The sequence below is a fragment of the Pseudonocardia sp. ICBG1034 genome (assembly GCF_020131375.1).
In the GTDB taxonomy this organism is placed as follows: domain Bacteria; phylum Actinomycetota; class Actinomycetes; order Mycobacteriales; family Pseudonocardiaceae; genus Pseudonocardia; species Pseudonocardia alni.
Map to the genome: position 1 here is coordinate 762,076 of NZ_JAHLEK010000017.1, position 25,099 is coordinate 787,174.

At 74.2% G+C, this 25,099-nt stretch carries 17 protein-coding genes; 8 read left to right on the forward strand and 9 right to left on the reverse strand.

The annotated features are described in order from the left end of the window. Positions 1–17 precede the first annotated feature (17 nt). Positions 18–965, reverse strand: a complete 948-nt coding sequence (locus tag KPF22_RS18265; RefSeq protein ID WP_208819621.1) for a hypothetical protein — start codon at positions 963–965, stop codon at positions 18–20. A gap of 200 nt (positions 966–1,165) precedes the next feature. Between KPF22_RS18265 and KPF22_RS18270 the strand changes: the two genes are divergently transcribed. Then, a complete protein-coding gene (locus KPF22_RS18270; protein WP_224402775.1) occupies positions 1,166–2,665 on the forward strand; it encodes an APC family permease in 1,500 nt (499 codons plus the stop codon). 22 nt (positions 2,666–2,687) lie between these two features. Here the strand turns inward: KPF22_RS18270 and KPF22_RS18275 are convergent, their stop codons facing one another. Both KPF22_RS18275 and KPF22_RS18280 read right to left on the reverse strand, forming a co-directional pair. Beyond that, a complete protein-coding gene (locus tag KPF22_RS18275; protein ID WP_208819619.1) occupies positions 2,688–3,941 on the reverse strand; it encodes an FAD-dependent monooxygenase in 1,254 nt (417 codons plus the stop codon). 133 nt (positions 3,942–4,074) lie between these two features. Further along, positions 4,075–5,310: an FAD-dependent monooxygenase gene (locus tag KPF22_RS18280; RefSeq protein ID WP_224402776.1), complete on the reverse strand. Its 1,236-nt coding sequence runs from the start codon at positions 5,308–5,310 to the stop codon at positions 4,075–4,077. A 220-nt stretch (positions 5,311–5,530) separates the two neighbouring features. Between KPF22_RS18280 and KPF22_RS32730 the strand changes: the two genes are divergently transcribed. Beyond that, entirely contained in the window at positions 5,531–6,943 is a 1,413-nt protein-coding gene (locus KPF22_RS32730; RefSeq protein ID WP_208819617.1) for a lipopolysaccharide biosynthesis protein, read from the forward strand. A gap of 812 nt (positions 6,944–7,755) precedes the next feature. On the opposite strand, the gene KPF22_RS18290 is transcribed toward KPF22_RS32730, so the two are convergent. Then, positions 7,756–8,646, reverse strand: coding sequence for an ATP-grasp fold amidoligase family protein (locus KPF22_RS18290; RefSeq protein ID WP_062402669.1), 891 nt, complete (start codon positions 8,644–8,646; stop codon positions 7,756–7,758). 257 nt (positions 8,647–8,903) lie between these two features. On the opposite strand from KPF22_RS18290, the gene KPF22_RS18295 reads away from it, so the two are divergent. The 4 genes from KPF22_RS18295 (at position 8,904) to KPF22_RS18310 (ending at position 13,595) form a co-directional block, all read left to right on the forward strand. After that, a complete protein-coding gene (locus KPF22_RS18295) occupies positions 8,904–9,905 on the forward strand; it encodes a glycosyltransferase family A protein (protein WP_208819615.1) in 1,002 nt (333 codons plus the stop codon). A gap of 28 nt (positions 9,906–9,933) precedes the next feature. Next, positions 9,934–10,953 carry a DNA topoisomerase IB gene (locus KPF22_RS18300; protein ID WP_224402777.1) on the forward strand — a complete coding sequence of 340 codons (1,020 nt, stop codon included), beginning with the start codon at positions 9,934–9,936 and terminating at the stop codon, positions 10,951–10,953. Between the two features lie 44 nt (positions 10,954–10,997). Further along, positions 10,998–12,200, forward strand: coding sequence for an MFS transporter (locus KPF22_RS18305; protein ID WP_224402778.1), 1,203 nt, complete (start codon positions 10,998–11,000; stop codon positions 12,198–12,200). 66 nt (positions 12,201–12,266) lie between these two features. Further along, positions 12,267–13,595, forward strand: coding sequence for an MFS transporter (locus KPF22_RS18310; RefSeq protein ID WP_208819609.1), 1,329 nt, complete (start codon positions 12,267–12,269; stop codon positions 13,593–13,595). Between the two features lie 3 nt (positions 13,596–13,598). Here the strand turns inward: KPF22_RS18310 and KPF22_RS18315 are convergent, their stop codons facing one another. Then, entirely contained in the window at positions 13,599–15,074 is a 1,476-nt protein-coding gene (locus KPF22_RS18315; RefSeq protein ID WP_224402779.1) for an MFS transporter, read from the reverse strand. Positions 15,075–15,191: 117 nt separating this feature from the next. On the opposite strand from KPF22_RS18315, the gene KPF22_RS18320 reads away from it, so the two are divergent. Further along, the gene (locus tag KPF22_RS18320; RefSeq protein WP_224402780.1) at positions 15,192–16,748 is read left to right on the forward strand and encodes an acetolactate synthase large subunit; all 1,557 of its coding nucleotides are present in this window, start codon (positions 15,192–15,194) and stop codon (positions 16,746–16,748) included. Positions 16,749–16,907: 159 nt separating this feature from the next. Here the strand turns inward: KPF22_RS18320 and KPF22_RS18325 are convergent, their stop codons facing one another. Both KPF22_RS18325 and KPF22_RS18330 read right to left on the reverse strand, forming a co-directional pair. Beyond that, on the reverse strand, positions 16,908–18,101 hold the full coding sequence (locus KPF22_RS18325; protein ID WP_224402781.1) for a hypothetical protein: 1,194 nt from the start codon (positions 18,099–18,101) through the stop codon (positions 16,908–16,910). Continuing rightward, entirely contained in the window at positions 18,098–18,730 is a 633-nt protein-coding gene (locus tag KPF22_RS18330) for a hypothetical protein (protein WP_224402782.1), read from the reverse strand. Before KPF22_RS18330 ends, KPF22_RS18325 begins: the two co-directional genes overlap by 4 nt. A gap of 114 nt (positions 18,731–18,844) precedes the next feature. Here KPF22_RS18330 and KPF22_RS18335 point away from each other — a divergent pair, with 114 nt between their 5' ends. After that, the gene (locus tag KPF22_RS18335) at positions 18,845–20,200 is read left to right on the forward strand and encodes an MFS transporter (RefSeq protein WP_224402783.1); all 1,356 of its coding nucleotides are present in this window, start codon (positions 18,845–18,847) and stop codon (positions 20,198–20,200) included. A gap of 3 nt (positions 20,201–20,203) precedes the next feature. Here KPF22_RS18335 and KPF22_RS18340 read toward each other — a convergent pair whose 3' ends face one another. Then, positions 20,204–21,265, reverse strand: coding sequence for an alpha/beta fold hydrolase (locus KPF22_RS18340; protein ID WP_208819601.1), 1,062 nt, complete (start codon positions 21,263–21,265; stop codon positions 20,204–20,206). 95 nt (positions 21,266–21,360) lie between these two features. Further along, positions 21,361–25,062: a cobaltochelatase subunit CobN gene (gene cobN / locus KPF22_RS18345; RefSeq protein ID WP_224402784.1), complete on the reverse strand. Its 3,702-nt coding sequence runs from the start codon at positions 25,060–25,062 to the stop codon at positions 21,361–21,363. Positions 25,063–25,099 lie beyond the last annotated feature (37 nt).

The window sequence follows — 25,099 nt, forward strand, 5'->3', positions numbered from 1 at the left end:
CGTCGAAACCGCCCGCCTCAGGAGGTGGCGAGCACGTCCGCGGCGACGTCGCGGCAGACCTGCCAGCCGTGCTCGACCCCGAGCCCGCCCGGGTAGGTGGTGAGGACGGCCAGCGCGCGGTCCTCCCAGGCCAGCACGCAGTGCACGTTCCAGCCGTCGCCGCCGTGCAGGGTCCAGCCGTTCTTCTCCGCGACGGCGCCGGGCAGCACGGGCCGGATCCCGGACCGCCCGTCCGGGGTGACGGCGTCGAGGTCGGCGAGCAGCTCGGGTCCGCCGGGCAGGGCCGGGGCGCGCTCGCGCACGCAGGCGAGGACGCGGGCGGCGTCGAGCGCACTGACCTGCGTGTACGACCACCACCCGGGCCGCGACGTCGACACCGTCACCCCGCACTCCGGGGCGAGCCGCGCGGTGCTCGCGTCCCGGCCGAGCGCCCGGTAGAGGCGTTCGGCGGCGTCGTCGTCGGAGGCGCGGACGGCGGCGGCGATGTCGGCACGTACGGCGGGCGGGACCGGGCGGCCCCGCTGCGCGGCGGCCCGCAGGGTGTCCAGGGCCAGCCAGGCCTTGATCGTCGACTCGGCCTCGCTGCGGCGGGTCGCGGCGTCCGCGGAACCGGTCCAGCGGCCGTCGCCGGTGTCCAGCAGCGCCCAGGACACGGCGAGCCCCTCCTCCCCCTCCCGGTCGACGGCGAGCGTGCCGGGCGCGAGGTCGAGCGGGTCGGCCGTCGCCGACCCGGTGATCGCCGCGAGGAGCTCGCGCAGGGTGCCGGGCGGCTCCGCGTCGGCCGCGGGGGCGTGCTGCAGCCGGGCGGCGGACGGGGGTGTCTCGGCCGGGCCGGCCAGGGCCGCCGACACCGGCCCGGCGGCCCCGGCGGCCCCGGCGGCCGGAGCCAGCACGAGCGCGGCGACGACGGCGAGCACCGCTCCCCGGGCCGCCCGGGACCGTCGGCGTCCCGGCCTCCGCTCCACCACGGCTCCTCCGGTCGTGGACACCCGGTCGGTTGCCCACGACCGACATCGTGCCCCGATCGTGGCCGATTCGGACAGGGAGAACAGAACGTTCACACGGGATTATCAGGATCGTCGTCGCACCTGGTGCGGCGCGTCGTCACCCGGCGTCATACCGTCACGCAACGACCGGTCGACCGACGACGAGTGGGGGTGGCGGAGTGGGCTGGACGCGCACGATGCCGGTGGAACGGATCCTGGCCCGGAGCGAGCACGGGGACGGGGGTGCCGACGGGCACGGGACGCCGCTCAAGCGCACGCTGAAGGCCCGTGACCTGGTCGGATTCGGTGTCGGCATCATCATCGGCACCGGCATCTTCACCCTCGCCGGGGTCGAGGCCCAGCAGCACGCGGGCCCCGCCGTCACGCTGTCGTTCCTGATCGGTGCGGTCGTCGCCGGGCTCGCCGCCGTCTGCTACGCCGAGCTGGCCTCCTCGGTCCCCACAGCGGGCTCGGCCTACACCTACGCCTTCGCCACTCTCGGCGAGGTCTTCGCCTGGATCATCGGCTGGGACCTGCTGCTGGAGTTCGGCCTCGGCCTCGCCGTCGTCTCCCGGAGCTGGTCCGGCTACCTGGCATCGCTGTTCGGCCTGCCGACGGAGTGGTTCGGCGAGGACGCGACGGTCAACGTCGGCGCGGTGCTGATCATCGCGCTGCTGACGGTCGTCGCGGTCGCGGGCATCCAGCAGTCGGCGCGGCTGACGAACCTGCTGGTCCTGGTGAAGCTCGCGGTCTGCGTGCTGATCCTGGCCGTGGGCGTGTTCTACATCGACCCGGCCAACCTGCAGCCGTTCATCCCGCCGGCGCAGGCGCCCGAGGACGGCGGCTCGGTGTTCACCCAGCCGATCATCTCCGGGGTGTTCGGGCTCGCGCCGACCGTGTTCGGCGTGGGCGGCATGCTCACCGCGGCCGCGGTGGTCTTCTTCGCCTACACCGGGTTCGAGGCGCTGGCCAACCTCGGCGAGGAGGCGAAGCGTCCCGACCGCGACCTGAAGATCGGCCTGCTCGGCGCGCTCGCCGTCTGCGCGGTGCTCTACGTCGGTGTCTCGATCGTGCTCACCGGGATGGTCCCCTACACCGAGATCGACACCGGCGCCCCGCTGGCGTCGGCGTTCGCCGGCGTCGGGCTGCCGTGGGTGGGCGCGCTGATCGCTCTCGGCGCGATCACCGGACTGACCTCGGTGATGATGGTGGAGCTCGTGACCATCGGCCGGATCGGCTTCGCGATGGGTCGCGACGGCCTGCTGCCGAAGGCCATCGGCACCGCGCACCCGAAGTGGGGCACCCCGCACCGCATGACGATCATCGGTGGTGTCGTCTGCGCGGTGATCGCGGCGTTCACCCCGATCACCGCACTGGCCGACATGGTGTCGATCGGCGCGCTCTCGGCAATGATCATCGTGGCGATCGCGGTGCCGGTGCTGCGCCGGACCCGCCCCGACCTCGACCGGCCGTTCACGGTGCCGTTCTCGCCGGTGGTGCCGGCGATCACCGCGATCGCGTGCCTCTACCTGATGCTGAACCTGAACCTGGACACGTGGATCCGGTTCATCGGCTGGCTGCTGCTCGGCCTGGTCGTCTACGCCGTCTACGGGCGGAGGCACTCGTTCCTCGCGCGCGAGGAACGGGAGGGTTCCGGGGCCGGGCGGGACCGGGCCTGAGCCGGTCCCGCCGGGCCGCGGGTCAGCGCTGCAGGGCCTCGCGGGGGGTGATCTCCCCGCGGGCCAGCGCCCGCCGGACCCGGCGGGCCGCGGTCAGCCTGCGACGGACCTGGCGGACCGGCTCGACCTGTGTCGCGCGGTGCAGACGCTCGTTGAGCCGGCCCTGGTCGTGCCGGCGGTCGAGCAGCGACCAGGAGAAGGCCAGCGCGTCGTCGGCGCCCTCGAGGCTCTCCGGGACGGTCTCGAACCACTCCATGCTGGCCCGGGCCATCCGCTGGATGGGCGCCATCGCGGCGCGGCGACGCGCGTCGTACCCGGCGAGGGCGGCCTCGACGTCGTCGGTGCCGCGGGTCCCACGCGGGTACAGCTCCTCGGCCAGTGCGATCGAGTCGGCGACCGCGAGCACGGTGCCCGAGCCGATGGCGAAGTGCGTGGTGTGCGCCGCGTCGCCGGCGAGGACGACGTTGCCGTCGCGCCAGGACATGTTCCGGACCTCGCGGAACTGCAGCCACGGCGAGGACCCCATGCCGGGCGGGGCGATCAGCGAGTGCCCGTCGAGCGAGCGGGCGAAGACGCCCTCGAGCATCCGCATGGCCTCGTCGGGCGCCATCGTGTCGAGCCCCAGGCCCGCCCACGTCTCCGGCGTGCACTCCACGATGCAGGTGCTGACGCAGTCCGCCGCGGGGTAGGCGTGGAACCAGATCCAGCCGGCGTGGGTCTTCTCGAACGCGAAGGTGAACGGCCGGAACGGCTTGCTCGTCCCGAACCACACGTAGCGGTTGGCGCCGTGGGCGATCCGCGTGCCGAAGACGTCGGCCCGGGCGGCGCGGATCGCGGACCCGACCCCGTCCGCGGCGACGACGACGTCCGCGTCCGCGGTCAGCGGGTCGCGTGCGGTGTCGCCGTCGGCGGCGACGGCGGTGTCGAACATGAGCTTCACGCCGACCTGACGGGCCCGCTCGGCCAGCACCTCCAGCAGTCGCGCCCGGCCGATGGAGTAGCCGTAGCGCCCGCCGAGGTGCACCGGGCGCCCGGAGACCTCCACGACCTGGGAGTCCCACACGTGCGCGGCGGCCCGCACCTTCTCGGCACCGAGGGGGTCGGTGCGGAAGAGCTCGTCGAGGATGTCCTCACCGAGTGTGACCGCGAAGCCGGAGGCCGTGCCAGGACCGTTGCGCTCCGCGAGGACGACCTCGTCCTGCCCGCCCGACCGCAGCCGGGCCAGGATCGAGAAGTACAGACCGGCCGGTCCACCACCGACGACCACGATCTTCACACCGGACCTCCATCGGATGTCATCGATCTGGGACGCAACGACCCTACGAACGTGGCGGACCTGTGTGGACACCGGGTCCGACCACGATCGGTGACGGTGCGCATGCCGGCGGCAAGCGGTTTCGCGACGGAACTCAGCTCTGCCGACCGCGCAGGGCCGACCGCCGGACGCGGCGGGCGGTGGTCAGACCGCGCCGCACCTGACGCAGCGCGGGCACCTGGGTGGCGCGGTGCAGGGTGCGGTGGATGCGGCCCATGTCGCCCCGGCGGTCGGTGAGCGACCACGCGAACTCGACGGGGTCGGTGACCTGCTCGAGCTGGCGTCCGGCCTGCTCGAACCACTGCATGTTGCGCCGGGCGGCGTCCTGGATCGGGCCGATCTCCGCACGCCGGCGGGCGTCGTAGGCCGACAGCGCGGCGCCGCGGCCGTTCGGGCAGGTCAGGTCGGCCGCAGCAGTCCGGCCCACGACGCCGTAGAGGGCGTCGACCAGACCCATCGAGTCCTGCATGGCCAGCACGGTGCCCGAGCCGATACCGAAGTGCGTGGTGTGGGCGGCGTCGCCGGCCAGCACGAGGTCGCCGTCGCGCCAGGTCCGGTTGCGGACCTCGCGGAAGCGCAGCCAGGGCTTGTCCCCGAGCCCACCGAGGGGCTCGATGAGCCGGCGCCCGGCCAGCGTGCGGTGGAAGACCGACTCGACGAGCCGGACGGCCTCGGCCCCGGACATGTGGTCCAGGCCCAGCGCCTCCCAGGTGTCGGGCTCGCACTCGACGATGCAGGTGCTGACCCCGTTCGACGAGGGGTAGAGGTGGATCCACATCCAGCCCGCGTCGGTCGGCTGGAAGTCCCAGACGAAGGTGTCGGAGTCGCTGTCGGCGCCGAGCCAGACGTAGGGGTTCGTCCCCTCGTCGACGGTGGTGCCGAAGTGCTCGGCGCGCGCGCTGCGGATCCGGCTGCCGACGCCGTCGGAGGCGACGACCAGGTCGGCGTCGAGGTCCGCGCGGTCGACCGCGGAGCCGTACTCGATCGTCACGCCCAGCTGCTCGGCCCGGCGCGCCAGTACGTCGAGCAGGTCGACGCGGGCGATCGCGTAGCCGTACTTGCCGCCGACGTGCACCGGGCGGTGGTCGCCCACCCGGATCTCCTGGGCGTTCCACAGCCGCGAGGCGCGACGCAGGGCCTCACCCCCCTCGGGGTCGTTGCGGAACGCATCGTCGAGCATGTCCTCGCCGTAGGTGACGGCGAACCCGTGGGTCCGCCCCGCCTCATTGCGTTCGTGCACGACGACCTCGTCGCGTCCACCGGACCGGAGCCTGGCGAGGACCGCCAGGTACAGACCGGCCGGCCCACCTCCTGCGCAGGCGATTCGCACGCAGACCCCCTTCGGTTCATCAGGTCACCGGAAGAAATGAACCGTAGCGCAGGAGTTGCGGAGCGCGACGGGGTGTGTATGTCCGCGGTGTCCGACCCCGGACGGTGACGGGCCGTCCGGGGCCCCTCCCCCTGGCACCCGGGTGGTCGACCCCTGGTTAGCGTGGTGGTGTGCACGCACTCAGCGGGACGTCCCGCGCCGCCGTCCGGTGGTGCGCGCGATGAGCGTCGGGGAGATGGTCGCCGGCCGGGTCCGCTCGGTCCGCCGGGAGATGGGCAACCCGCTCTACCGCAACGCGTACGCCCTCATGCTCAACACCGTCGTCAACTCCGGCTTCGGGTTGCTCTACTGGGTCTTCGCCGCGCGCGTGTTCAGCACCGAGGACGTCGGCCGCGGCAACGCCATGGTCAACCTGATGATGCTGATCTCGGTCCTGACCTCGCTGAACTTCGGTCAGGCCCTCATCCGCTTCCTCCCGACGGCCGGACGCGACTCACGGTCGCTGGTGCGGCTCGCGTACGGGATCAGCGCCGCCATGGCGGTCGTCGGCTCGGCCGCGGTCATGACCTACTGCCACGTCGCCTACGCCCCCGGCGACCCGCTGCACGTCTCCCCCGGCTTCGCCGCGTGGTTCGTGGTCTCGACCGCCGCGTGGTCCATCTTCAACCTGCAGGACCAGGTCCTCACCGGGCTGCGCTCGGCGATGTGGGTGGTGCTGGAGAACGGCGTCTACGGCGTCGTGAAGCTCGGGCTGCTCGTGGTCGTCGCGTTCACCTCGGTCTCCGACGGCGTGTTCACCTCCTGGAGCGCGCCGGTCATCGCGCTGCTGGTGCCGTTCACCCTCCTGATCTCGCGGCGGCTGCTCCCCCGGCACACCGCCGAGACCGCGGACCGCGACGACGCGGGCGCCCCGGACCGCGCCACGCTCGCCCGCTACATGGGCGGCGACTACCTGGGCCAGGTGTTCAACCAGGCCATGTCGTCGTTCCTGCCGGTGCTGGTGGTCATGACGATCAGCCAGGCGGCCAGTGCCTACCTGCTGCCGGCCCAGACGGTCTTCCTCGCGATGAGCATGCTGTCGATGGCGATCACCTCGGCACTGGTCGTGGAGGGCTCCCGGAACCCGGCGCACGCGCACGTGTTCGCCCGGGCGGTGCTGCGGCGGATCTGCCTGCTGGTGTGGCCCGCGTCGCTGGTCATCGCGCTGGCCGCGCCGCTGCTGCTGTGGTTCTACGGGCCGCAGTACGTCGAGAACTCCACGACGCTGCTGCAGCTGCTGATGGCCTCGATGTTCCCGCGCGTGATCGTGACGATGTGGATGACGAAGTCCCGTCTGGCGAACCGCACCTTCCCCCTGGCCGTCCAGCAGCTGGTGCACTGCGCGATCGTGCTCGGCGGGATCCCGCTGCTGGCCCCGGTGCTCGGCGTCGACGCGGTCGGCTGGATGTGGCTCGCGGGCGAGCTGGTCCTGGCGATCGTCTTCCTGCCGTCGGTGGTGCGCTGGCTGCGCCGGCCGGTCCCGCCGCACCCGCCCGGCGACGGCGGCCCGGATCCCCTCTCCCGGGACGACGACACCCGGCCCATCGGTGGGCCGGAGGCACGGACCCACGAGTTCCCCCGCGTCCGCGACTGACCCGCGGTACCGCGGGCTCCGGCGCTCCCCCTGACCCAGGGTGCTCGGAGCCTCCGGGCTCCGGAGGCCCCGGGGCTCGGATCCACCGAGCTCCGGGCTTCCGGGCTCCGATTCACCCGACCTTCCGGCTTCCGGAGGTCCGATCCGGCGAGCTCCGGGCCTCCGGGCGACAGACCGGCCCACGGTCCGCCGGCCACCCGGCGCAATGGCCACCAGCGCCTCTGCTCGCAGGCGACCACAGCCGCGAGGCTGCGCCGCGGTACAGCACGGCACGCCGGTCCACGCCTGCCCCCGGCCCGGCGGTCCTGTCGCACCTCGGACGAGGTCGTCGCACCCGCCGCATGGGGTGCGACGAGGGTGGTCCTCACCCACGCGCCGAGGAGCGCCCCACCGGGCGACGTGCGGGACGGACCTGTCGATCAGTACGTGTGCGCTGTCCGACCAGGCGTCGGCACGCTCAGGTACTGATCGATCGGCGGCGGGCGCCGTCGTCGCACGCTCTCCCCGGCTGGCATCCCGGTTCCGCTCCGACGACCGCCAGGACGGCATCCCGGGGACCGGCGTCGGCGGCATCCCGTCCCGACGCCACACCCCTTCGCGGCGGGCCACACCTGTTGCAGGAGGTGTGGCCGCCCGCGAAGGGGTGTGGACGGGGCGGCGACCCGCGACGACGCACGGCGACCGTCGCGCGGGGTGCCGCGACCGGCGGCGGGTCACCACGGGGTCGTCGGGGCTCGGCGCGGCGGACGGGTCGTGCGGAGGGTGTGCGGCGACGAGGGCGGCGCAGGACCAGGGGCTGCGCGAGAGCCCGGTCAGGAGCGCTGGATGAACTTCTCCGGGATCGGGGTCCCGTTGCGCCACAGGTTCCCCAGCGCCCGGTCGAAGGCGCGGGGCCGCAGCCGGACGAGCCCGCCGCCCGGGTTGTGGGTGATCTCGCCGAAGTAGACGTGGCCGTCGACGTCGTAGAGGTCGACGCGGGCGAAGGTGAAGTCCTTGCCCAGCGCGCGGGCGATCTCCAGCATCCGCTCGTAGGACGCGGGCTTCTCCGGGAGCGCGTCGGCCTGGGAGAAGCGCCCGGAGATCCGGAACGGCACCCAGTCCGGGTGCAGCATCGTCGAGGTGTGGGCGACGAAGCGGTCCTGGTCGATGACGACCATCGCGGGCTCGCCGTGGAAGACGAAGAACTTGTAGTCGGCGGGCGGCTTGGTGCCGTCGCCGATCATCTCCTCGACGACGGCGCGCGGGGTGAGCCCCTCGTAGGGGCGCTCGCGCCAGCCGTGGGTGAAGAAGTCGGTGCGCAGCCAGCGGGCGACCGTCGACCGGATCTTCGCGTGGTCGGCGGCGGCCGGGTGGCGCACCAGGATCGTCATGTCGCAGCCGTGGGTGCCCTTGACGACGTAGGGTCCCGCGGGGGCCTCCAGGTCGAGGTCCTCGGGCCGCTCGACCACCTGGATGAGCGGGATGAGGTGCTCGGCCCCGATCCGCTCGGCCACGTGTTCCCGGACGGCGTACTTGTCCGCGGTGACGTGCACCAGCTCGGGCTGGTCGTCGAGGTTCTTCTTCGCGAGCAGCTGGGACCAGGTCCGCGGCCGCCGGAACGTCGTCAGCTCCCCCTGGAACAGGGCGTGGTGGGCGATCGCGAAGGCGCGGTGCGGCAGGAACCGGAGCCGCCGGGACAGCATCACCCGTGCGTCGAACGACATTCTCCGGACGATAGCGACCCTCTCCCACCACCCGGCGCACCGGCCCCGGACCGGGTGGCCGGCCGCCCGGGGCAACCACGGATGCCGCACGGGCGTCACCAACAGTGCGCAGGCTCGTTGCCATTCGCGAGGAACGCCCGCAGCACGGCCTCGGTCGAGGGCGTGCCGAATGCTCTGCGTCACCCCTTACGGTGAAGGCGGGGCCGACGGCGCCGAAGACCGGCGCACCCCGGAAGGAGCTGGCGACTGTGCCGACCGTGCGGAACCCCCACGTTCTCGTCACCGTGATCACCCCGGCCTACAACGTCGGTCCCTGGATCGGCGAGGCCATCGACTCGGTGCTCGCGCAGACCGAGTCCCGGTTCGAGTACCTCGTCGTCGACGACGGGTCGACCGACGACACCGCCGACGTCGTCCGCTCGCGCGCCGAGCGCGACCCGCGGGTGCGGCTGATCCAGGTGGAGAACGGCGGCTCGGGTGCCGCGCGCAACCGCGCCCTGGCCGAGAGCGCCGCCCCCTTCGTCGCGTTCCTGGACGGCGACGACCGCTGGCACCCCGAGTTCCTGTCGCACATGCTCGAGACCATGCACACCGCCCCGCCCGGGGTCGGGATGGCGTACTGCCACACCCGCGTGATGCTGGAGTCCGGGCAGGTCGTGGCGCTGCGCTGGCAGCCGTCGGGCAAGGTCGACATCGACAAGCAGCTGGTGGAGAACAACCCGCCGCACAACGGCAGCTCGCTGATGATCCGCCGGGCCTGCTTCGACCAGGTCGGCGGCTTCGACTGCTCGCTGCCCTCCGCGGTGGACTTCGAGATGTGGCTGCGGATCGCCGCCGGCTCGAACTACCCGCTGATGTGGGGCACCCGCCGCTGGCTGCTCGACATGCGCCTGATGCGCACCGGGTCAATCAGCTCCAACCGGCAGCGGCGGTTCGAGTGCCTGGACAAGGTCATCGCCGACTACGCCCCCCGGATGGGCCGCCAGCACCCGGGCATGGCCTACGTCCGGCCCGCGGTCTTCGCCTACCGCGACGGGCTGGACGACTTCGGCGACCGGTGGGCGCTGCTCGCCCGCGAGGCGGGCACGAAGGAGCTCGCGAAGGACTCGTGGGGCCGGTCGCTGCTGGCGTGGAGCAGCGCGGGCCGCGAGCGTCGCGCGCAGCTGCGCAACGTCCGCGACACCGCCCGCAACGGTGCCTACAAGGGCATGTCCGGGGCGCTCCGGACCGCGGTGAAGATCAACTCGCTGCGGGGGTGATCCCGGCGCGCGGCGGGTATCCCCCGGCGTGCGACTGACCAGGGCGATCCCGTACCGCGGCGGCCTCACCCGTCGTCGTCGGGGGCGGGGGTTCAGCTACCACGACGCGACCGGCGCCGCCGTCGCCGCGCCGGTGCGGGCCCGGATCGAGGAGCTGGTGATCCCGCCCGCCTGGCGGGACGTATGGATCTCCGAGCGGGAACGCGACCACATCCAGGCCGTCGGCTACGACGACGCGGGCCGCCGCCAGTACGTCTACCACCCGCGCTGGCACGCCGACCGCGACACCGAGAAGCACGACCGCGTGCTGGAGCTCGCCCGCAGGCTGCCCCGTTTCCGTGAGCGCGTGCAGCGCGCCCTCGACGGCCGCGGGACCGGCCGCGACCGGGTGCTCGGCGGGGCGATGCGCATCCTCGACCTCGGGGTGTTCCGCACCGGCGGCGAGCAGTACGCCGAGGAGAACGGCACCTTCGGGCTGTCGACGCTGCGCCGCGAGCACGTCCGGCTGCGCGGCGGCGGGTGCGAGTTCTCCTACACCGCCAAGGGCGGCATCCACCGGCGCGTCCGGATCCGCGACGACGGCCTGGTCCGCCTGGTCCAGGCGCTGCGCCGGGCCCGCCCGGACGGCGACCGCTTCCTCGTCCACCGCGACGGGCGGCGCTGGCGCGAGATCCGCTCCGACGACGTCAACGACCACTTCCGGTCGCTCACCGACGCCGCGCACACCGCGAAGGACCTGCGGACCTGGAACGCCACCGTCGTCGCCGCGGTCGCGTTCGCCGAGCACGGCGCCGCCGGTGGCGCCGAGCTGTCCGCGACCGCGCTGAAGCGGGCCGAGGCCGCCGCGATGCGCCAGGTCGCCCGGGCGCTGGGCAACACCCCGGCCGTCGCCCGCAGCAGCTACGTCGACCCGCGTGTGGTGCGGGCCTTCGAGGAGGGCCACACGGTCGCGGCCGGGCTGCGCCGCATCCCGCGCGGCGCCGACGAGCACCGCAGCCGGGTCGCCGTCGAACGGGCGGTGCTACGCCTGCTCGAACGCCACAGCTGACCCCGCGGCCCGCCGGTGCCGGCCGGTCGGCGCATGATGGGGCCGTGGTGGCAGTCGAGGCAGGCCGGACGGAACGACGGGCCCGGGCGGCGGTGGCCCTGGTCTTCCTCACCAACGGCCTGGTCTACGCGAACCTGCTGCCCCGCTTCCCGCAGATCAAGGCCGATCTCGGGCTGTCCAACACCCAGCTCGGGCTGGCGGTGGCCGCGATGCCGTTCGCGGCGCTGCTCGCCGGACTGACCGCGGGCCCGCTCATCGCCCGGTTCACCTCGGCGAGGGTGGCCTCGTTCGGGATGGCGGTGATCGCGCTCGGTGTCGTGCTGGTGGGGTTCGCGCCCTCCTGGGCGCTGTTCGCCACGGCGATGCTGCTGGTCGGGGCGTCCGACGCCGTCGTCGACGTCGCGCAGAACGCGCACGGCCTGCGGGTGCAGCGCCGCTACGGCCGGTCGATCCTCAACGGGTTCCACGCGCTCTGGTCGGTCGGGGCGGTCGCGGGCGGGCTGATGGGCTCGGCCGCCGCCGGGATCGGGCTGGCGCTGCCGGTGCACCTGGGGCTGTCCTCGCTGCTGTCGGTGGTGATCGCCGTCGCGGTGTACCCGCTGCTGCTGCGCGGCGACGACGGTGACGACCGCCCGACCCCCGACGCGGCCGACGGTGCACCGCCGCGGCGGCCGTGGACCGGGCTCGGCCCCCGCACCGTGGCGCTGCTCGCCGTGTTCGGGCTGGTCGCGATCTCCGGCACCCTGGTCGAGGACTCCGGCGCCACCTGGGCGGCGGTGTACCTGCAGGGGCTCGGGGCCGGTGCGGCCGTCGCCGGCCTCGGGTTCGTGGCGCTGCAGGGCTGCCAGTTCGTCGGCAGGCTGATCGGTGACCGGATGGTCGACCGGTTCGGCCAGCGCGCGGTGGCCCGAGCCGGCGGTGGGCTGGTGCTCGCCGGGATGGGGCTCGCGCTGGCGTTCCCGACGGTGCCCGGGACCGTCGCCGGGTTCGGTCTCGCCGGGTTCGGGGTGGCGACGCTCGTCCCGGCCGCGATGACCGCCGCCGACCACCTGCCGGGGCTGGCCCCGGGGACCGGGCTGACGATCGTCACCTGGCTGATGCGGGTGGGGTTCCTGGTGTCCCCACCGGTGGTCGGCCTGGTCGCCGACGCAACGTCGTTGCGGGTCGGGCTGCTGGTCGTCCCGGTGGCCGGGCTGGTCGTCGTGCTCGTCGCGGGGGTGCTCTCCACCCGTCGCCCCCGGGCCTGAGCACCGGCCGATCGGACCACTCGTGCGTCTCGACACGAATCGGACGACCCCTTAGCGTCACGGCGCATGACCTCCACCGTCCCGCCGGCGTCGCCGGGACCCGCACTCCGGTCCTCCCGCAAGGTCGCCACCGCCAGCCTGGTCGGCACCACCATCGAGTGGTACGACTTCTTCATCTTCGGCACGGCCGCGGCCCTGGTGTTCAACCAGGTGTTCTTCCCGTCGGTCGACCCCGTCACCGGAACCCTGTCCGCGTTCGGCGCCTTCGCCGTCGGGTTCATCGCCCGCCCGCTCGGCGGGGCGGTGTTCGCGCACTTCGGCGACAGGGTCGGCCGGAAACCGATGCTCGTCTACTCGCTGCTCCTGATGGGCGCGGCGACCGTCGGGATGGGGCTGCTGCCGGGCTACGACACGCTCGGGGTCTGGGCTCCGGTCCTGCTGGTGACGCTGCGGTTCCTGCAGGGGTTCGGCGTCGGCGGCGAGTGGGGCGGTGCGGCGCTGATGGCCGTCGAGCACGCCCCGTCGCACCGGCGCGGGTTCTACGGCAGCTGGCCGCAGGTCGGCGTGCCGCTCGGCCTGGTGCTGGGCACGGCGACGTTCGCGGTGCTGTCCGCGACGCTGACCGACGAGCAGTTCCTGGCGTGGGGCTGGCGGGTGCCGTTCCTCGCCAGCATCGCGCTGATCGCGGTCGGGATGTGGATCCGGCTCGGCGTCCACGAGTCGCCGGTGTTCCGGAAGGCGATGGACGAGAAGGCCGCGAACCGGATGCCGGTGCTGGAGGCGCTGCGCACCTACCCGAAGGAGATCCTGCTCGCCGCCGGGTCGTTCCTGGCGACGAACTCGACGTTCTACGTCTCCTCGGTCTGGCTGGTCACCTACGCGACGCAGTCCCTGTCCTACGACCGCACGACGATCCTCGCGGCGAACTCGGTGCTGTCGCTGTCGGACATCCCGCTGATCATGGCGTTCGGTCTGCTGTCGGACCGGATCGGGCGTCGTCCGATGTTCGTCGGTGGGATGGCGCTGCTCGCGGTGTTCGCGGTGCCGTACTTCTGGCTCGTGTCGACCGGGAGCATCTGGCTGTTCCTGCTGGGCGGGCTGGTCGTGCAGGTGGCGCGCTCGGCGGTGTACGGGCCGCAGTCGGCGTTCTTCGCCGAGCAGTTCTCCACCAGCATGCGGTACTCGGGGGCGTCGCTGGCCTACCAGATCGCGTCGATCCTCGGCGGTCTCGCGCCGCTGCTGTGCACCGCGCTCGTCGCGCTGACCGGTTCGCTCTACGCCGTCGCCGGCTACGTCGTCGGGATCGCGCTGGTGTCGATGGTCTGCTCGTGGCTGATGACCGAGACGCTGCGGTCGGGGCTGCGCGAGGACGCCGCTGCCGTCGCCCGGACCTGACCCCTACCGTCCGCCGGTCGCGGTCACCGGCGTGCCCCGTCCGCGGGCACGCCGGGCCGCGACCAGGTCGGTGACCCCGAGCACGAGGGCCAGCGCCACCAGCCCGACGGTGATGAGCAGGCCGTGCGAGATGGCGTCCGCCCAGTCCCCGCCGGACGCGGTGAGCCTGCCGAAGAACACCGCGCCGACCGCGGACAGCCCGATCGCCGTCCCGATCCGCTGCCCGGTCTGCAGCACCCCGCCCGCGGTACCGCCGGAGGTGTGCGGGATCTCCGCCAGCGCGAGGGTCTGGTTCGGCGCGATCACCAGCCCTCCGCCCGCCCCGGCGAGCAGCAGCGGTCCGGCGATCGCGAGCCCGGTCCACGGGCTGTGCGCGGTCGCGGCCAGGACGAGGTCGGTGACGCCGAGCCCGACCATCACCGTCAACAGCCCGACGACGATCATCGGCTGCCCGAACCGCGCCACCAGGCGCCCACTGAGTGCGGAGGTGACGGCCGAGCCGAGCGCGAACGCCGTCATCGTCAGCCCGGTCTGCAGCGGGGTGTAGCCCAGCCCGTTCTGCAGGTAGAGGGTGAGCACGAAGAAGATCGAGGTGAACCCGGCGAAGTAGACGGTGCCCAGCGAGGCTCCGACGGCGTAGCTGCGGGTCCGCAGCAGCGCGAAGTCGATCAGCGGGTGACCGTGGACGCGCTTGGCCCGACGCTCCCACGCCACGAACGCCACCAGCGCCGCGACCGAGACCGCGACCAGCCACCACGGCGCCGACGCCGGGTCCCGTTCGGCGAGCACCAGCGGCAGCATCAGCGCGACGACGGCGACGCCGAGCAGCACCGAGCCGCCCAGGTCCAGCGGGCGCCGCTCCCCCGTGGTCACGGTGTCGGCGGGCAGCAGCCGGAACGCCGCGACCAGCGCCGCGGCGCCGATCGGGATGTTGACGAAGAAGACCCAGCGCCAGCCGTCGGCGTCGTCGGCCCAGGCCAGCAGCAGCCCGCCCAGCAGCGGGCCGACCGCGGTCGAGATCCCGACGACGGCACCGAACATGCCGAACGCGGTGCCCCGCTCCGGGCCGCGGAACAGGTCCTGGATGAACCCGACGACCTGCGGGGACAGCAGGCCGGCCGCGACGCCCTGCACCAGCCGGACCGCGACGAGCACCTCCGGGTTCGGGGCGAACCCGGCGACCGCGCTGGTCAGGGTGAACAGGGCGAGGCCGGTGACGAACATGCGACGGCGGCCGCGGTCGTCGCCGAGACGCCCGGACGCGACCAGGACCAGGCCGAACGTCAGCGCGTAGCCGGACACGATCCACGACAGCTGCGCCGCCGAGGCCCGCAGACCGGCCTGCATGGCGGGCAGCGCGACGTTCACGATGCTGACGTCGAGCAGGCTCATGAACCCGGCGACCAGGCAGACCGACAGCGCCCGCCAGCGTCGCGGGTCGGGGATGTACGCCTCGGGCGCGGTGCGGTCGTCGCTCACAGTCCCTCATTCCCCGTCCTGGCGATGCGGGCCGCAACTCGAACCCGGGTCCTGCGGACACGCGTCACATCGTGTGGACTCACCGACCATGTGGACCGAAGAGATCGGGAACCGGTCGTGAGGGGCGCCGAGGCGCTGGTCGGGTCGCTCACCGCGGCCGGGGTCGACGTGTGCTTCATGAACCCGGGGACCTCGGAGATGCACTTCGTGCAGGCGCTCGACGCGGTGCCGGAGATGCGCGGGGTGCTGGCCCTGTTCGAGGGCGTCGCGACCGGTGCCGCCGACGCCTACGCCCGCATCGCCGGGAAACCGGCGGCGGTGCTGCTGCACCTCGGGCCGGGGCTGGGCAACGGGCTGGCGAACCTGCACAACGCGCGCCGGGCCGGGACGCCGCTGCTGTGCGTGGTCGGCGGGCACGCGACCGACCACGTCCGCTTCGACGCGCCGCTGGAGTCCGACATCACCGCGGTGGCGCGGACCGTGTCCGGGTGGGTGCACACCAGCGGCGACGTCCGCGACGTCGCCGCCGACGCCATGCGCGCCCTCGCCGCGACCGGCGAGCGCGGCGGGCAGGTCGCGACGCTGGTGCTGCCGGCCGACGTGTCCTGGTCGGAGGGCGCGTCGCCCGCCCCGCCGCTGCCGGCCGCCGGGCCGTTCCCCCCGGACCCCTCGCGGATCGCCGCGGCCGCCGACGCCGTCCGCGCGCCCGGTGCGACGCTGCTGCTGGGCGGGCCCGCTCTCAGCGCCGCGGGGGTCGACGCCGCCGGGCGGATCGCCGCGGCCACCGGGGCCCGGCTGCTCGTGGAGACCTTCCCCCGGTGCTGGGAGACCGGCGCCGGCCGGACCCGCATCGACAAGCTCGCCTACTTCGCCGAGCAGGCGATCGCGCAGCTGGACGGCACGTCGTCGCTGGTGCTGGCCGGGGCGCGGTCACCGGTGTCGTTCTTCGGCTACCCGGGGGTGCCCGGGGACCTGGTGCCCGAGGGGGCCGCCGTGGTGGGGCTGGCCGACCCGGCCACCGACGCGACAGCTGCGCTGGAGGCCCTCGCCGACGCCGTCGCCGGCGACGCGGCGCCCGCGCTCGCCCCGCACGAGGCGCCGGAGCCCGGGCCGGGGGCGCTCGACGTGCGGGGGCTGTGCGCCGCCGTCGCCGCGACGCTGCCGCAGGACGCGATCGTGGTCGACGAGGCGCTGACGGCGGCGGCGTCGCTGGCGATGTCGTTGCAGACCGCGCCGCGACACACCCAGATCGCGCTGACCGGTGGCGCGATCGGGATGGGGCTGCCCGCCGCGGTGGGTGCCGCGGTCGCCGCGCCGGACCGTCCGGTGGTGGCGGTGCAGGCCGACGGCAGCGCGCTCTACACCGCCCAGGCGCTGTGGACGATGGCCCGCGAGCGGCTCGACGTCACCGTCGTGCTGATCAACAACGCGGCGTACTCGATCCTGCGGGTGGAGCTGGCCCGCACGGGGGCCGGGGAGGCGGCGCACTCCGGGCGGGCGGGCCGGATGCTGGACCTGTCCGACCCGACGCCGGACTTCACCGCACTCGCGACCGGGCTCGGGGTGCCCGCCGAGCGGGTCACCACCACCGAGGGCCTGCTCGACGCGCTGCGGAGGGCACAGGCCGAGCCGGGCCCGCACCTGGTCGAGGCGATCGTCCCCGCCCTGGGTTGAGCCCTCCCGTCCGGAGGGCGCGGCCGGGCCGCGCGGTCCGGCTCGCCCCGGCGTCCGGCCGGTCGGCGCCGGCCCGCGCAGCCGGACGCCGTGCAGGTCCGCGGTGCGCCGCACAGGTTCCACCCTGTGCGGCGCGGCCGGAACCCGCGCGGCGCGGCGTCAGAGGGACAGCAGGCGGTCGAAGAACTCGCGGTAGCGGGTGAGCGCCTGGCGCAGGTCCTCGGTCGAGGCGTCGTCGCGGGAGAACTGGGCCTCCAGGTCGTCGCGCTGACGACGGAACAGCGACTCCATCTCGTCGAGGATCTCCCCCACCAGCGCGTTCGCCCCGTGGACGGCGCGGCGGGGCTCGTCGACGAACTCGCCCTTCAGCGTCGACCAGCGGTCCTGGTACTCGCGGGCCCGGTCGGCCGGGAGCAGCGACGAGCCACCGGTGGCGGGGTCGGTCGCCGCCGGGTCGGCCCCGGCGCCGGTCGCGCCGCCCCGTGGGTCGCGCAGGTCGTCGTGCCCACGGCCGGGTGTCGCGTCGTGGTGACGGCCGCCGGGCGCGCCCTCCTCCCGTGCGGGTGCGTCACGGGTGGTCGCCGCGGCGGCCACGCCGGCCGCGGTCCCGCCTGCGGCCGCGGCGGTCCCGGCACCGCCCGCGGAGCCGGGCGCCGCGTCGTGGGGCGGTGCGCCCGTCCCCGGTGCGCCGTTCCCGACACCGCCGCCGGGCGGGACCCCGCCCGCGTCGACCGGTCCGCGGCCGCCCGCCGCCGCGGGGTCGCCGAGGGTGTCGCGCCGTCCGGCCGGGCCGGCGTCGCGCGGGTCGGCACCCGGTGCGCCCGGGCCACCGTGGGGGTCGCCGCCGGGCAGATGCCCGCCACGGGGGTCGGCACCACGCGGGTCCCCGCCCCGTACGTCCGCGCCGCGCGGGTCGCCACCGCGCAGGTCGCCGCCCCGCGGATCCCCGCCTCGGAGGTCCCCGCCGCGCGGGTCGCCGTCCCGGGGGTCCACGCCGCGGGGCCCACCGGCACCCGGGTCGGTGCCGAGCGGGCCGGCGCCGCGGGGGTCACCGGCCCGCGGGTCCCCGCCGGGGTCACCGGCACGTGCGGCCCGCGGGTCCCCGCCGGCCGCACGGTCCTCGGCCAGTCGTCCACCGGGGGCGTCGCCCGGCCCGGCCCCGGGGCCCGCCAGCGGCGGGGCGTCCGGGTCGCCGTGGCGCCGGCCCGGGACGCCCGCGTCCTGCTCGGCGGTGCCCGCCGCCTCACGGCGCTCCCAGCCGGCGTCGCGCTCGTCCTCGCTGCGGCCGGTGAAGGCGTCCTTGATCGAGTCGGCCAGTCGGGCCGCCTTGCTGCTGCCCTGGTGCTCGCTCATGCCGTGGTCTCCCGTCGGGTGTCCTGGTCCGGTCCGCCCTGGCGGTGGCGGCCGTCGTTCTCGGGACGGCCACCGGAACCGGTGCCGTCGCCGTCGTCGAGCAGGGCGTCGATCAGCGCGCGGTAGCTCGTGACCGCGTGCCGGAGGTCCTCGGTCCCGGCTCGCCCGGCGGAGTGCTCACGGGAGATGGCCCGCGCCTCGCGGTAGCGCTGCGTGACGACCGGGTAGGCGACGGACAGGTCCTCCTCGCGGCGGTCGACGTCCTCGGCGGGGTATCCGCGGGCCGCCATGACGTCGGCGACCAGCGCGTCGGCGTCGTGCACCGCCCGGGACGGGTCGTCGACGAACCCCTCCTGCACCTGCTGCCACCGGCGGCGGTAGCCGTCGCGCTCCTGCGGGTCGAGGGATCGCAAGGTCAGCGCGTCGTGGCGCTTGCGGCGCTGCGCGAGCTCCTTCTCCGCGTCGCGGGGGTCGTCCGCGTCGCGCACGGTGCGCTCGTACTCGGGTCCGAACCGGTCCCGGAGCTCGGCGGAGCGACGACGGCGCAGCATCGTCGCGGCGGCCACGGCGAGTACGGCGACGACGATCACCACCACGGCGACGACGATGATCGTTGTGATGTCGGTCATAGCGCGGGATACCCGATCGCGCGAGCCGGAAACACGGAGCGTGGTTGTTGATCACGAAAGGTGATCACTGAATCGACTTGACCTGCACCGGGGTTCAGGGAGCAGGGTGGCGCCGTGGTCGAGGCGCGGACGGACGGGACGGGGGTCTGGTCCCACGGGCGCGCCCCGACCACCGTCGGCATCCTGCTGCTGATCAGCCTGACCGCGTTCGAGGCGATGGGCGTCGGGACCGCGATGCCCGCGGTCGTCGCCGACCTGGGCGGGGTCGCCCGCTACGCCTGGCCGTTCGTGCTGTTCCTGGCCGCGGCGGTCCTCGGCACCGTCGCCGGCGGCCGCTGGTGCGACGTCCGGGGCCCGCGGGTGCCGCTCGTCACCGCGCCGGTCCTGTTCGGGGCGGGCCTGCTGGTCGCCGGGTTCGCGACGACGATGACCGGGCTGCTCGCCGGCCGGGTCCTGCAGGGACTGGGCGCGGGGGCCCAGGGCGTCGCGGTGTACGTGCTCGTCGCCGAGGTGTACCCCACGCGGGCGCGCCCGGTGGTGTTCGGGCTGATCTCCTCGGCGTGGGTGCTGCCCGCGCTCGTCGGTCCCCCGCTGGCCGGGCTGGTGACCGAGCACCTCTCCTGGCACTGGGTCTTCCTGGGACTGCTGCCGGTGGTGGGGCTGGCGCTGGTGCTGGTCACCCCGGTGGTGCGCGTCCTGCGACCGCCCGCCGGACCGGCGGTGGGCGGCCACGGGGCGGGCCTGGTCCCCGCGGCACTCGGTGCCGCGGTCGGCGTCGCCGGGCTGAGCTGGGCGCTGGAGAACCTCGACCCCGGCGGCGCGGTGGCCGGCGTCGTCGCCGTCGCGGCGTTGGTGCCCTCGCTGCGCAGGCTGCTGCCCCGCGGGACCGTCCTCGCGCGCCCGGGCATCGCCGCGGTCGTCGCGGCCCGCGGCCTGGTCGCCGCGGCGTTCTTCCCGGTCGTGTCGTTCCTGCCGCTGGTGCTCACCGCGACGCACGGCTGGTCGCTGACCGCCGCCGGGACGCCGCTGATCGTCGCCTCGCTGGGCTGGTCGGCGGCGGCCGCCTGGCAGGCCCGCCGGCCTGGCAGCGACCGCTCGGTGATGCTGCGCGCGGGGTTCGCGACGATCGCCGCGGGCCAGCTCGCGCTGGTCCCGGTCGCCGCGGGACTGCTGCCGGGCTGGCTCGCCGTCGGATTCTGGGGCGTGTCGGGGCTCGGGATGGGTGTGGCGTTCTCCGCGATCGCCTACCTGACCCTCGCCCACTCCGACGCCCACGACGTCGGCTCGCACTCCTCGGCGGCCCAGCTGCTCGACCAGCTGGCGACGGCGGCGTTCGTCGGCCTGGGCGGCGCGCTGCTGGTGGCGCTGGCGTCACCGGCCGTCGCGCTGCCGGTGCTGCTGGTCGTGGTCGCGGTGCCCGCGGTCGCCGGTGCGCTGACCGCGTCGCGGACGCGGGTACCGGCGCCCTGAGCCTCAGATCCCGGACGGGCGGGCGAGCAGTTCGGCCACGGCGGCGTCGATGAAGGCCGTGTCGACCGGGTTCTTCCCGCCGCCGGCGAAGTGGCCCCAGACCCCGGGGATCACCCGCAGCTCGGTGCCGGCCCGCATGTGCGACACCGCCCAGGCCTCGTCCTCGGGCGGGAAGTACAGGTCCTTCTCCGCGGGCATGACGATCGCCGTCGCCCGGATCGAGGCCAGTGCCTCCTCGGTCGAGCCGGCGCCCGGGGTCGCGCCGACATCGCCGTGCCACCAGGTGTCGAGCATGGTCAGCAGGTTGTTCGGGTCACGCCCGTCGAGGAAGAAGCCCTCCCAGAAGTCGACGACGAAGTCCTCCAGCGAGGTGTTGCCCAGCCGGCGCCACTCCTCGTCGCGGTAGAACGCCTGGGAGAAGCCCCAGCCGGCGTAGATCCGGGCGAACGCGCGCAGCCCCTGCGCCGGCGGGACCGTGTAGCGGCCGCCGTCGAACCCGACGGCGGCCATGAGCGCGGCACGCAGCGAGTCGAGGAACACCTGGTTGTGCGGCGCGGTCCGCGGCGACCCGCAGAACGGCAGGATGCGCTGCACCATCCCGGGGTGGCTGACCGCCCACTGGTAGGTCTGGCCCGCGCCCATCGACCACCCGAGCACCAGCGCCAGCGTGCTGATCCCGAAGCGCTCGGTGACGAGCCGGTACTGGGCCTCGACGTTGTCGCGCACCCGGATCGGTGGGAACGACGGGCCGTCGTGCGGCACCGGGGCGTTCGACGGCGAGGTGGACAGCCCGTTGCCCAGCATGTTCGGCACGATGACGAACCAGCGGTCCGGGTCGAGCGCCATCCCCTCACCGATCAGCCACTCGTTGTCCCAGTGCCGCCCGGAGTACCAGGTCGGGTAGACGATCGCGTTGTCCTTCGCCGCGTTCAGCTCGCCGTAGGTGCGGTAGGCGATCCGGGCCGGGCGCAGCGTCCGCCCGCAGTCGAGCGTGAGGTCGTCGATCTCGAAGACCTCGTAGGGCTCGTCGCGGCCGTAGCGGGGCCGGGCGGTGGGCTCGGGCACGGGGATCCTCCGGGAGCGGCGACGGTCGACCGATGGTTTCCCAGGAAATATGTTCCTGGGAAACCATCGGTGTCAAGGCCGGCGGGTCCCGCGGCTCAGCCGTCTCCCTCGATGTCGCCCTCGGACTCCAGGTAGGCCTGGCGCAGCGCGTCCAGCGTCCCGGGCTCCGGGCTCTCCCAGAGACCACGGTCGACGGCCTCCAGCAGCCGCTCGGCCATGCCGTGCAGCGCCCACGGGTTGGACTCGGCGAGGAACTTCCGGTTGTCCGGGTCCAGCACGTACTCGGCGGTCAGCGTCTCGTACTGCCAGTCCGCGATGACGCCGGTGGTGGCGTCCCAGCCGAACAGGTAGTCGACGGTCGCGGCCATCTCGAACGCGCCCTTGTAGCCGTGCCGGCGCATCGCGGCGATCCAGCGCGGGTTGACCACGCGGGCACGGAAGACCCGGGCGGTCTCCTCGTGCAGGCTGCGGGTACGCACCGCCTCCGGACGGGTCGAGTCCCCGACGTAGGCGGCCGGCGCGGTACCGGTCAGTGCGCGCACCGTGGCGACCATGCCGCCGTGGTACTGGTAGTAGTCGTCGGAGTCGGCGATGTCGTGCTCGCGGGTGTCGATGTTCTTCGCCGCCACCGCGATCCGCCGGTAGGCGTTCTCCATGTCGTCCCGGGCCGGGACGCCGTCGAGGCCGCGGCCGTAGGCGTAGCCGCCCCAGGTGGAGTAGACCTCGGCGAGGTCGGCGTCGCCGCGCCAGTCACGGGAGTCGACGAGCTGCAGCAGCCCGGCGCCGTAGGTGCCCGGCTTGGAGCCGAAGATCCGGGTGCGGGCGCGGCGGTCGTCGCCGGTGCGCTCGCGGTCGGCGTCGACATGGGCGCGGACGTAGTTCTGCTCCGGGGTCTCGTCGAGCTCGGAGACCAGCTTCACCGCGTCGTCGAGCAGGGCCAGGACGTGCGGGAACGCGTCGCGGAAGAACCCGGAGATGCGGACCGTGACGTCGACGCGCGGACGGCCGAGCTCCGCGAGGTCGATGACCTCCAGGCTGCGCACGCGACGGCTCGCGTCGTCCCACACCGGGCGGACGCCGAGCAGGGCGAACACCTCGGCGACGTCGTCGCCGGAGGTCCGCATCGCGCTGGTCCCCCACACCGACAGCCCGACCGAGCGCGGGTACTCGCCGTGGTCGGCCCGGTAGCGCTCGACCAGCGACTCGGCCATCGCCTGCCCGGTCTCCCAGGCCAGCTTCGACGGGACCGCCTTGGGGTCGACGGAGTAGAAGTTCCGCCCGGTCGGGAGCACGTTGACCAGCCCGCGCAGCGGCGAGCCGGACGGGCCGGCCGGGATGAACCCGCCGTCGAGGGCGTGCAGCACCCGGTCCAGCTCGTGCGCGGTGGCGTCGAGCCGGGGCACGACCTCGTCGGCGGCGAAGCGCAGCACGGCCGCGACCGCGTCCACGTCGACGCCCGGGAGCCCCCCACCGGTGCCCCCAGGGGAACTCTCGTGGCTTAGAGCGCTACGAGAGTTCCCCTGGGGGCCACCGGGGACGGGGGCCAGGTGCTCGGCGACCACCGCGGGGACGGCGGCGGGGTCCCAGGAGCGAGCCTCCATCGCGGCGCACAGGGCGCGGGCGACGGTCTCGACGGCGTCGGTGCGGGCGTTGGACTCCGAGCCGTCCTCGGTCAGGCCGAGCGCCTGGCGCAGGCCCGGGACGGACTGCTCGCCGCCCCACATCTGCCGGGCGCGCAGCACCGCGAGCACCAGGTCGACGCGCTGCTCCCCGGCCGGTGCCTGGGCCAGCACGTGCAGGCCGTCGCGGATCTGCACGTCCTTGATCTCGCACAGCCAGCCGTCGACGTGCATCAGCATGTCGTCGAAGACGTCCTCGTCGGGGCGCTGCTCCAGTCCGAGGTCCTGGTGCATCTGGGCCGCGGTCATCAGCGTCCAGATCTGCTGGCGGATCGCGGGCAGCTTCGCCGGGTCGAGCGCGGAGATGTTCGCGTGCTCGTCGAGCAGCTGCTCCAGCCGGGCGATGTCGCCGTAGGACTCGGCGCGCGCCATCGGCGGGATGAGGTGGTCGACCAGGGTGGCGTGCGCCCTGCGCTTGGCCTGGGTGCCCTCCCCCGGGTCGTTGACGAGGAACGGGTAGACCAGCGGCAGGTCGCCGAGGACGGCGTCGGTGCCGCAGGAGGCCGACATGCCCAGCGTCTTGCCGGGCAGCCACTCCAGGTTGCCGTGCTTGCCGATGTGCACGATCGCGTGCGCGCCGAACCCGCCCTCGGACTCGGGCGCGGCCAGCCAGCGGTAGGCGCCCAGGTAGTGGTGCGACGGCGGCAGGTCCGGGTCGTGGTAGATCGCGACCGGGTTCTCCCCGAACCCGCGGGGCGGCTGCACGATCAGCGTGACGTTGCCGCGGCGCAGTGCCGCGACGACGATGTCGCCGTCCGGGTTCTGCGAGCGGTCGACGTAGTGCTCGCCCGGCGCCTCGCCCCAGTGCTCCTCGACGCCGGACCGGAAGTCCTCGGGCAGCGTGTCGAACCAGCTGCGGTACGTCGCGGCGGAGATCCGGACCGGGTTGCCGGCGAGCTTGTCCTCGGTCAGCCAGTCCGGGTCCTGCCCGCCGGCCTCGATGAGGGCGTGCATGAGCGCGTCACCGTCGCCGGCCTCGACGCCCGGGAACGCCGCCTCGCCCTCGGTGGCGACCCCGTAGCCCGCCGCGGCCATCGTCCGCAGCAGCGCCACCGTGGACGCCGGGGTGTCCAGCCCGACCGCGTTGCCGATCCGCGCGTGCTTGGTCGGGTACGCCGACAGCATCAGCACGATCTTCTTGTCCGCGTTCGGGACGCGGCGCAGCGTCGCGTGCTTCACCGCGATCCCGGCGACCCGGGCGGCCCGCTCGTCGTCGGGGACGTAGACCGACAGGCCGTCGGCGTCGGTCTCCTTGAAGGAGAACGGGACGGTGATCAGCCGGCCGTCGAACTCCGGCACGGCGACCTGGGTGGCGACGTCGAGCGGGGACATCCCGTCGTCGTTGGCCTCCCAGGTGGCGCGGGAGCTGGTCAGGCACAGGCCCTGCAGGATCGGGACGTCGAGCGCGGCCAGCTCGGTGACGTCCCACTCCTCGTCCTCGCCGCCGGCCTGCGCGCTCGCGGGCTTGGTGCCGCCCGCGGCGAGCACGGTGACGACCATGGCGTCGGCCTCGCGCAGCCGCTCCAGCAGCGCGGCCGGGGCCTGGCGCAGCGACGCGCACCAGATCGGCAGCGCGCGGGCGCCCTTCGCCGCGATCTGCTCGCAGAGCGCCTCGATGTAGCGGGTGTTCCCGGCCAGGAACTGGGCGCGGTAGAACAGCACCGCCACCGTCGGTCCGTCGACCTCCGTGCCGGGCAGGGACAGCTCGCCCCACTCGGGCAGCTCCACCGGCGGCGCGAACCCCTCGCCGGTGAGCAGCACCGTGTCGGACAGGAATGCGTGCAGCTGCGCCAGGTTCTCGGTCCCGCCCTGCGCCAGGTAGGTGTGGGCCTCGGCCGCGACGCCCGCGGGCACCGAGGACAGCTCCATCATCTCCGCGTCCGGGGCCATCTCCCCGCCCAGGCAGACCAGCGGCGTCGCGCGGGCCCGCAGCAGGTCCAGCCCCTCCTCGAAGTAGCGGTACCCGCCGAGGACGCGGACGACGACGACGTCGGCCGCGTCGGCCATCTCCGCCAGCTCGTCGTGGGTGACCCGGTTCGGGTTCGCGAGGCGGTAGTCCGCGCCCGAGGACCGGGCCGAGAGGAGGTCGGTGTCCGAGGTGGACAGCAGCAGGATCACCGGACGGCTCCGGGGGCGGTGTGGGCGCGCGTCATCG

Excerpts from the sequence above, each read along its gene's own strand:
- KPF22_RS18330 (WP_224402782.1), bottom strand. The coding sequence starts at position 18,730 with ATGACCGACATCACAACGATCATCGTCGTCGCCGTGGTGGTGATCGTC.
- KPF22_RS18325 (WP_224402781.1), bottom strand. The coding sequence starts at position 18,101 with ATGAGCGAGCACCAGGGCAGCAGCAAGGCGGCCCGACTGGCCGACTCG.
- KPF22_RS32730 (WP_208819617.1), top strand. The coding sequence starts at position 5,531 with ATGAGCGTCGGGGAGATGGTCGCCGGCCGGGTCCGCTCGGTCCGCCGG.
- KPF22_RS18290 (WP_062402669.1), bottom strand. The coding sequence starts at position 8,646 with ATGTCGTTCGACGCACGGGTGATGCTGTCCCGGCGGCTCCGGTTCCTG.
- KPF22_RS18310 (WP_208819609.1), top strand. The coding sequence starts at position 12,267 with ATGACCTCCACCGTCCCGCCGGCGTCGCCGGGACCCGCACTCCGGTCC.